The organism is Nocardiopsis protaetiae (genome assembly GCF_045446735.1).
GTDB lineage: Bacteria > Actinomycetota > Actinomycetes > Streptosporangiales > Streptosporangiaceae > Nocardiopsis > Nocardiopsis protaetiae.
Window position 1 is genome coordinate 1 of sequence record NZ_JBJJBV010000330.1, and the last position, 6,513, is coordinate 6,513.

Sequence of the window (6,513 nt, forward strand, 5' to 3'; positions counted from 1 at the left end):
GGCGCCAGCGCCGACCGACCGGCCGCGCCCCGTGCGCGACCTCTGGCCACGCCGCGGCCCGCGCAGTGCCGCGCCCGGCGGGCACGGCGGTACCGCCCGATGAACAGCGATGCCACACGGTGGTTGCCGCCCGGCAGCCGCTGGGTACCGCCAGGCGGGCCCGATGGCCGCTGGCCGGCAGACCGACCTCACCCTGAGCACCTGCCGTGCCGCGCACCGCGCCGGGCGGAATCCGCGGTGTCGCACGGCCAGGGTCCGGTGGACGCCGACCGGCAGACCGGCCGCACCCTGAGCGCATACCGCGCCACGCGGTCGGGCCTGGCCCCTCGTCCCGTGGCGAGGGCTCCCACCACGTCCCTCGCTGACACCGCGTCCCTCGCTCACACGGTGGCGAAGACCCGTCCGGCCTCGGCGACGGCCGCCAGCAGGTCCTGGGGGTCGGCGGTCATCCCGGCGATGATCAGATCGATCTCCTCCAATCCGGCCCTGGACAGCAGGGTCTTGTCGTTGGTCGCCCACTCGCCGCGTCCGGCCAGCACCGCGTGCGCGGTCTGGGCGGCCGCCTGGGCGATGAGGCCCGCGGTGTGGCTCACCCGCCCCTGCGGGGCGTGGTTGTTCTCGGCGTATCCGAGGGTGGCCGCGGCGACCCCGCGCCAGCGGGGCGGCGCGCTCCGGCGCAGCTCCTGCGGGTAGTCCGGCCGGGGCAGCTCCCCGAGGAGGGTGCGGCCCAGGGCGAGTTCGGCGACCACCAGGTAGGTGGGGATGCCCACCAGGTGGAACAGCAGGGGCTCCACGTCGAAGTCACCGGCCTGCGCCCGCGCGATCTCCCGCTCCACCACGTCCAGGTCCCGGTAGTGCACGTCCACCCGGCGGCCGTCGATGCGCAGCCACGCGCCGCCGTTGAACACACCCCCTCCCCAGCCGCCGATCTCCGACACCTCGCCCGGCCAGCCGAGGTCCCGCAGCTCCTGCGGATCGAACTTTTCGCGGTAGTAGACCGCCAGGTCCCAATCGCTGTCGTCCCGGTGCGTGCCCTGTGCCCGCGACCCGCCCAGGGCGACCGCCCGCACTCCGGTCAGCCCGCCCAGCCGCGTCGCCGTGTCGTGAAGGAAATCGTCGTCAGAAAGTCCCATCCCGTCATCCTGCCACCCACCCGGCGCCGTCGATCCGGCCGGGAGGGGGCTACACCTCCGCCGCGGGAGGCGGTGGCGGCTCAGTGAGCGGCGCGCTCCTCCGGTGGCCGACCTCGCGGCCGCCCCATACCCTGACACCGCCAGAAAGTAGGGGTGGCGCTCACTGCGGGAGGCGGTGGCGGCTCAGTGGGCGGCGCGCTCCGTGGGTGGTCGGGGCCCGCGGCCGCTCTCTGGTCGGGGGTGTTCCGGTCTGTAGGTCCGCCACCGCAGGAACCGCTCGGCCGGCCCCCGGATACCGGCCCGCCGCATCAGGTCCGCCAGGACCACGGTCACCGCCCAGACACCGGCGCCCACCAGGACCGAGACCGTGGTGGACATCCCGGCGCCCAGGTCCAGCATGTACGGCATGAACAGCACCATCCACGCCACCGACTGCAACAGGTAGCAGGTCATCGACCGCTGCCCCGTGGCGACCAGGGCGCGGACCACCGGCCCCTGCCGTCCGGCGAGCCGCACCGTCACCAGGGCGATGAGCGCCGCGTAGCCGAACCCGCCCGCGTACCCCGTGAGCACGTGCAGCCACGCCCCCGCGGTCTCCGCCACCGCCGACGGCGGCGTCCACAGGCCGGTGAACATCAGCGCCTGGGGCAGCCCGCCCAGGACGGCGAGCGGGATGCCGATCCCGGCGGTGCGGCGCAGGAGCGCCAGGTGCTCCTGTGGCTGTTCCAGGACCCGCCGCCGGGCGGCCCACACGCCGATGGCGAACGGGAACACCGAGGTCACCAGCAGCAGCGGGGTCATGAACGGCCAGGTGAGCAGCCGCATGCCCATGTCCGCCCAGAAACCGTGGCCGAGCGCGCTCCCGCCCTCGGCGGAGGTGGCGTCGGGCAGGGTGGTGCCCAGCGCGTAGACCAGTGAGCCGAGCGCCATCCAGGTGAACCCGTGGGCGAGCAGCCGCCGGTCGGTGACGTGCAGCAGCCCCGCGAAGCACAGCGCGATGAGGCCGTAGACCGCGATGATGTCGCCGAAGAAGAGCAGCACCGTGTGCGCCAGCCCGATGGCCACCATCCAGCGGCCGCGCCTGCGCACCAGGGAGCGCACCCGTGGCCAGGGGGTCCCCTCCGCGGTCCGCCGCAGGTGGATCCAGGCCAGCCCGTATCCGAACAGGGCGGCGAACATCGGATAGCCGCGCGCCTCGGCGAACACCAGCACCGCCACCGTCGTCACGGTGTCGAGCACTCCCCCGGAGGTCCCGGAGAGGTCCCCGGCGGTCATCAGCCACAGGATGTGGGCGTGCACGATGGCGATGACCAGCAGCATCACGCCGCGTGCGAGGTCGGGGGCCACGGCCCGCCCGGACAGGGGGACGGCGTCGGTACGAGGAGGGGGCATGCGGATCACTCCGATGGAGGTCGGGTACTAGGATACGGGTGCGTAGCCAATACGCATTTTTAAGATACGGGATCGTAGCTTAGTTGGGAAGCCCTGTGGAGAACCGGAACGAGGAGTCGGCCCGATCCCGGGACGGGGAGTCCGCCCCGCGGCGCACGCGCAGACGCGGCGAGGAACTCGTCGGCGCCATCCACGAGGCCGCGATCCTGGAGGCGGCGGAGAACGGGGTGGGCGGGCTGTCCATGGAGGGGATCGCCCGCCGCGCGGGCACCGCCAAGACCTCCCTGTACCGGCGCTGGTCGGTGCCCGCCGACATCCTGCTCGACGCGATGTACAGCCACTTCCCCCAGGAACAGCCCACCCCGGGCGCCGACGACCTGCGCGGGGACCTCGTCGACTCGCTCGCGATGCTGACCGAGCTGAACGAGGACCCCCTGGGGCGGGCGATGTTCGCGGTGATCGCCGAGTCCCTGCGCGACCCGGGGCTGCACGAGCGGTTCGACCGTGAGGTGTTCGACCCCAGGGGCGGGCGCTTCACCCGCACCGTCCTGCTGCACTACGCCGAGCGGGGCCGGATCGACCCGGCCCGGGTGACCGACGTGACCGTCGACATCGGCGAGGCCATGGTCCTCAAGTACTCGGTCGACCACGGCCGGGCGCCCGACCGGGACCACCTCGCCCGGATCGTCGACGAGGTGATCCTGCCCGCCGTCGGCCTGGACCCCCGCTCGAACCCCGCGGAGCACTCGAACCCCGCGGAATAGCGGCCTCAGTCCGCCCCGGCCCGCTCCCCGGGCCCGGCGGATCCCCCGGGTTCCGTGGCCGCCGCGGCCCCCGAGGGCCCGTCGGCCTCGTCGGGCTCGGAAGGTTCCGCGGAAGTCGCCGCGATCCGGGCGCGGCGGCCGCGGCGGCGCGCGTAGCCCAGGTTCGCCGCGTTGCCCAGGACATCGCCGAGCACGATGCCCGCGCCGATCGCCGCCGTCGTGGTGAGCGTCAGCAGCACGGCGGGGCCGGCGCCCTCCATGTTCGCCGCGTACATGACCAGGGTCCGGTACATGTCCGGGCCGGGCAGCAGGGCTCCGGTGATACCAGGCACGAAGATCGCCGCCCGGGGCACCCGGAGCCGCTCGCCGAGCACCGCCGCCCCGATGCCCAGCAGGATCGACGCCAGCAGGACCGCCATCGGGGAGGTCAGCCCGAGGACCCGGTTCCCGACCGTGTTGACCACCCCCGCCACCGCGCCCGCCAGCACCGCCACCGGGATCAGCCGCAACGCGCCGCCCATGAGCAGGGCGTTGCCCAGGGCCCCGACCGCGCACGCCAGGAGGACCACCCACAGCGGCATGGAGACCAGTGTGATCAGCTCGCTGTGGGCCAGGTCCAGGTCGCGGAAGACGGTCGACACCAGGACGGCGCCGACGAGCATTCCCGCCAGGACCATCGCGACGGTGACGATCCGCGAGGCCGCCATGAGCGTGAACCCGGTGATGGCGTCCTGGGCCAGCGACACCACCGCGAGGATGGGCAGCAGCAGGACCAGGTTGGCGGCGGCCATGCTGGCCGCCTCCTGCCCGCTCCACCAGCCCAGGCCGGAGCCGAAGATGCCGGTCCCCACGGCGATGAACGCCTGGATGCCCACCACGTAGAAGGTCGGCAGCCCGAGCCTTCCCCCGAGGGACCACCCGACCCGGTCGACGACCACCCGGATGAGCACCGCCACCAGCGCCGACAGCGGTGTACCGCCCGCCTGGAGGCTGATCGACGCGGCCAGGACCCCGCCGCCCGCGAGCATCAGCCACCAGGGCAGGGCGGGCGGGACGTGCTCGACCCGGTCGAGGGCGCGTTCGGCGTCCTCCAGGGTCATCCCCTCGAACACGATCTCCCGGATCATCGCGTCCACGGCCGACATGCGGTTGAGGTCGCGGGTGTCCTCGGACTTGGTGACCCGGAAGAGCACCAGCGGCCGCTCCCCCGGCGGGTGGTGCTGGAGGTGGATGGACCGGCCGGTGATGTCGACGTCGAGGTAGGTGAGTCCGAGCGCGTCGGTGACGGCGATGAGGGTGTATTCGATGGTGGCGGTCTCGGAGCCGCACAGGAACATCTGGCGGCCCAGGCGCAGGGCCACGTCCATGACGCGTTCGGCCTCCGCGGCGGGGAGCACCCCGGTGGCCCGGGGCAGGTTCTCGTAGGGGGTGCCGTAGAGACGGTCCACGAGGGTGGATTCGTCTTCCCTGAGGCGTTCACGGCGGCGGTCCCTGCGCCTCCAGTGGTCCAGCGACTCCTTGATACGCCCCATCGGCCCCCCTTCACCCCCGGCCAGCATGGGCGGCGGCGACGCCGGGTGTCGAGAACACCTGTGTGCCGGAGTGTCGCGGAGTGCACGGAAAGCCGGTGGGGGCGGCGCCGGCCGCCCGGTTAGGCTGCCGGACATGCCGCTGCCACCGGGTGTCGCCGCCGACCGGGTCGAGGAGATCGACGTGGGCCTGTCCGGGGCCCGGGTCGCCCGCCTGTACGTGGCGGGGCGGCCGACGGCGGTGTTCAAGTCGGCGGCCCTGGACCGCCCCGATCTGGTGGCCGAGCTGGTCGGTACCGAGCGGCGGCTGCGCCTGCTGGCCCGCACGCCGCTGCCGGTCCCGCGGCTGCTGGATTCCGGGCGGTGGCGGGGGACGCACTGGTTGACCATGGAGCACCGCCCCGGCCGGGGCGCCCACGAACCGGGGCACGACCGCGCGGAGCTGATCGCCCTGCTGGCCCGGGCGCTGCGCGGGCTGCACGCCGTCCCGGTGGCGGGTCTACCGCTCCCTATGGGCCCGGACGTGCTGCTGGAGCAGGCCCGCGAACGCGTGGCCTCGGGCGCCGTGGACCGCGGCTGGCGGGCGCGGGGCCACACCCCGGAGCTCCCCGCGGCGGCCGCCGCGCCGCGAACGGCCGCCGGGGGCAGGGTGGGAACGCGGGCCGGGGAGGTACTGGCCCGGCTGGCCGGGCGCCTGGGCCGGGTCCCGGTGTCCGGCCCGGTCCTGCTGCACGGCGACTACTGCCTGCCCAACGTCCTGGTGGACGGAGGGGGCGGGTGGTCCCTCATCGACCTGGGCCGGGTGGGGGTGGGCGACCGGCACCTGGACCTGGCCGACATGACGGGCAGCATGCTGAGCGACCTCAACCCGTCGTTCGGGCCGCGCGACGCCGAGGCGTTCCTGGACGCCTACGGCCGCGACCTGGTCGACCCGGAGCTGCTGGAGCTGTACCGGGTGCTGGACGACTTCTTCTGGCCCGGCTGACCGGCCGGGCCGGTCCGTCAGCGAACGTCGAGCGCGCTCAGCAGCCCGCACACCTGCTCGGGGTTCTCGTACAGGGACAGGTGCCCGGCGCCCTCGATCGTGTGGACCTCGGCGTCCAGGAAGCGCCGGGCCGGCCCGTGCAGGCGCGCGGGCGAGAAGAACGGGTCGTGCGATCCGGTGGCGACCGCGACGGGCGTGTCGGACCAGGCCCGGATCTGCTCCGCGTGCAGCGGGCTGGGTGTGGACCCGGTGCGGCAGCTGCGCGCGACCAGGGTCAGCCACTCGGCCTCCTCGCGGTGCTCCTCGCAGGGGGTCTGCGGACCGCTGAGGAACTCGACGAGGCGCCCGCTGTTCTGCTCGGTGGGGCGGAGCATCCACGGCAGGGTGGCGCGCATGGACTCCGAGGTCATCCCCGGGGCGGTCAGCCCGGCGGGGTTGAGCAGCAGCAGCCCGGCGACCAGCGGCGAGGGGGTGGAGGCCAGGGCGATGGCGGCGCCCCGGGAGTGGCCGAGCACGATGACGGGCCGGTCGGTGATCTGCGGCAGGAGCTCGTCGAACCAGGCCCCGTACGCCTCGATCCCGGGTCGGCCGACCCGCTCGCCGCAGCTGAGTCCGGGCTGGCCGGGCAGGTCCACCAGGTACACGGGGCGGTCCGCGGCCCGGGCGCGGGCCGCGGGCACCGTGGTGGCGGCGTTGAAGTTGGTGCCGGA

6 protein-coding genes are annotated in these 6,513 nt (G+C 74.1%); 2 read left to right on the forward strand and 4 right to left on the reverse strand.

Features of this window, described 5'->3' with window-relative positions; translation table 11 throughout:
- Positions 1-380: 380 nt before the first annotated feature.
- Together ACJOT3_RS30870 and ACJOT3_RS30875 are read right to left on the reverse strand one after the other, a co-directional pair.
- Positions 381-1,133 carry a nucleotidyltransferase domain-containing protein gene (locus tag ACJOT3_RS30870; RefSeq protein WP_406976655.1) on the reverse strand — a complete coding sequence of 251 codons (753 nt, stop codon included), beginning with the start codon at positions 1,131-1,133 and terminating at the stop codon, positions 381-383.
- A gap of 183 nt (positions 1,134-1,316) precedes the next feature.
- Positions 1,317-2,525 (reverse strand): DUF418 domain-containing protein, encoded by a 1,209-nt coding sequence (locus ACJOT3_RS30875; RefSeq protein ID WP_406976656.1) that lies wholly within the window; start codon positions 2,523-2,525, stop codon positions 1,317-1,319.
- A gap of 95 nt (positions 2,526-2,620) precedes the next feature.
- Between ACJOT3_RS30875 and ACJOT3_RS30880 the strand changes: the two genes are divergently transcribed.
- Positions 2,621-3,289: a TetR/AcrR family transcriptional regulator gene (locus ACJOT3_RS30880; RefSeq protein ID WP_406976657.1), complete on the forward strand. Its 669-nt coding sequence runs from the start codon at positions 2,621-2,623 to the stop codon at positions 3,287-3,289.
- A 5-nt stretch (positions 3,290-3,294) separates the two neighbouring features.
- Here the strand turns inward: ACJOT3_RS30880 and ACJOT3_RS30885 are convergent, their stop codons facing one another.
- Positions 3,295-4,821: a threonine/serine exporter family protein gene (locus tag ACJOT3_RS30885; protein ID WP_406976658.1), complete on the reverse strand. Its 1,527-nt coding sequence runs from the start codon at positions 4,819-4,821 to the stop codon at positions 3,295-3,297.
- A 133-nt stretch (positions 4,822-4,954) separates the two neighbouring features.
- On the opposite strand from ACJOT3_RS30885, the gene ACJOT3_RS30890 reads away from it, so the two are divergent.
- On the forward strand, positions 4,955-5,803 hold the full coding sequence (locus tag ACJOT3_RS30890; protein ID WP_406976659.1) for an aminoglycoside 3'-phosphotransferase: 849 nt from the start codon (positions 4,955-4,957) through the stop codon (positions 5,801-5,803).
- A gap of 17 nt (positions 5,804-5,820) precedes the next feature.
- Here ACJOT3_RS30890 and ACJOT3_RS30895 read toward each other — a convergent pair.
- Positions 5,821-6,513: alpha/beta fold hydrolase (locus ACJOT3_RS30895; RefSeq protein ID WP_406976660.1), on the reverse strand; the 693-nt coding region annotated here is incomplete at its 5' end.

Coding starts and splice junctions, on each gene's coding strand:
- ACJOT3_RS30870 (WP_406976655.1), bottom strand. CDS start 1,133: ATGGGACTTTCTGACGACGATTTCCTTCACGACACGGCGACGCGGCTG.
- ACJOT3_RS30875 (WP_406976656.1), bottom strand. CDS start 2,525: ATGCCCCCTCCTCGTACCGACGCCGTCCCCCTGTCCGGGCGGGCCGTG.
- ACJOT3_RS30885 (WP_406976658.1), bottom strand. CDS start 4,821: ATGGGGCGTATCAAGGAGTCGCTGGACCACTGGAGGCGCAGGGACCGC.
- ACJOT3_RS30890 (WP_406976659.1), top strand. CDS start 4,955: ATGCCGCTGCCACCGGGTGTCGCCGCCGACCGGGTCGAGGAGATCGAC.